Origin of the sequence: Pantoea sp. A4, assembly GCF_000295955.2 — a bacterium.
Lineage (GTDB): Bacteria > Pseudomonadota > Gammaproteobacteria > Enterobacterales > Enterobacteriaceae > Pantoea > Pantoea multigeneris.
Genome location: NZ_ALXE01000064.1, coordinates 1 through 1,365 on the forward strand (window position 1 = coordinate 1; position 1,365 = coordinate 1,365).

Annotated in this window: 2 protein-coding genes; both read right to left on the reverse strand. The window is 42.8% G+C overall.

What is annotated here, in order from left to right; all coding sequences use genetic code 11:
• Positions 1 to 411 precede the first annotated feature (411 nt).
• Positions 412 to 801 carry an NTF2 fold immunity protein gene (locus B880_RS0122705; RefSeq protein WP_017349758.1) on the reverse strand — a complete coding sequence of 130 codons (390 nt, stop codon included), beginning with the start codon at positions 799 to 801 and terminating at the stop codon, positions 412 to 414.
• A gap of 3 nt (positions 802 to 804) precedes the next feature.
• Positions 805 to 1,365, reverse strand: a 561-nt coding sequence (locus B880_RS0122710) for an RHS repeat-associated core domain-containing protein (RefSeq protein WP_017349759.1), incomplete at its 5' end; no start/stop codon positions are given.

The window sequence follows — 1,365 nt, forward strand, 5'->3', positions numbered from 1 at the left end:
ATCCGCGTGTACTCCCGCGCTCTGTCCGGCGTGTCGATGTGGGCCAGCGGCACATAGCTGTCCGTGTCGCTGTAAACGTACATCGTGCTCCCGTCCTGCCGTATCTCCTGCACCAACCGCAGGCCGTTCGCACGATGCAATCAGCTTTGCGTGTTGAAATCGGCCAGAGTTGAGTGCTACTGGCTAGGAAGGCTAGTTAAGTCGTGCTTGCACATATCGAATTTTTATCATTCCTCCTACGTCCGGAAAAAAATTATCACGTTTCGGTGCTAAGACTTTTATTGATGAGATGTTTAACGAATTAAATCAACTACTTTAAATCCCCACCTAGCATTTACCTTATTAATTTTTAAGGCACTAGATGTCTCCTGCCAGCGGGAGACATTTAGCCCATAAGATGAAGCTTCTAATTTACAAGTATGCTCTCTTCCATTTCCCTTCATCTAACCATTCTTTTTTATCAATTTGCCAACGGTCCTCCTTGTATATTAATGTGTACCTGTATTCATTTTTAAACCCAGTATTTTTTTTAACTTGAATCAATGCTTTTTTAGCAGAAATATCTTCACTTGTTATCTCATCATTTTCTATATCATAATCTGGCGGGAAGCTTACCTGCATTGAAACCTGGCGGCCATACTTCCTCTCTTTTTTAGTGCACCACTTATTAAAAATCTCATCTAACTGACAAGAATATGGCTGCTTATCAATTGCTGGATTTTCCATAAATGCTTCACGGAAGCTATTTTCCCATTCACCCATATCTTCAATAAAACAAATTAATGTTTCTTTTGCGTTCATAATTCAATTTCCAAAAATTGAGTAAAGTACTGTCTTCCCATTTTGAGAAACGTTATAAATAATACCGGTAGGCCTAGTTCCACCATTTGAATAGATAAATTTCCAGTCTATATCAACACTACCATTTTTGCTTATATATGTTCTAACTTCGTTTTCGAACACTCTATATCCCCCACGATTTATTGCTGGTAACTGAGGGAAAATATTTCCTTTTCCGCCCTGCCCCCCTAATACTTTAGCTAAAATATGCCCAGCATCATCTGTCTGGAAGCCCATAGCTCTGGCTGCAGCTCGCGCACTGGCATTAATTCCCGTGCCAGTTTTTAAATCTGCAGGTGAAACTGTTGCTCTCGCTGTCAGAACTTCACCATTTTGACCACGAGTTACTGTTGGGCATTTAGAAAGCCCCCACGGATCAGCCCAGTTCACCGGATCTGGCGCATAAGCATATAGGTTCAGTCCACCCGCCAGACCTATCGGATCCGGGCTGATAAAGTGCATGCTGTCCGCGTCGTAGTACCGGAACAGATTGTAGTGCAGCCCCGTTTCCCGGTCCAGGTACTG

Excerpts from the sequence above, each read along its gene's own strand:
- B880_RS0122705 (WP_017349758.1), bottom strand. The coding sequence starts at position 801 with ATGAACGCAAAAGAAACATTAATTTGTTTTATTGAAGATATGGGTGAA.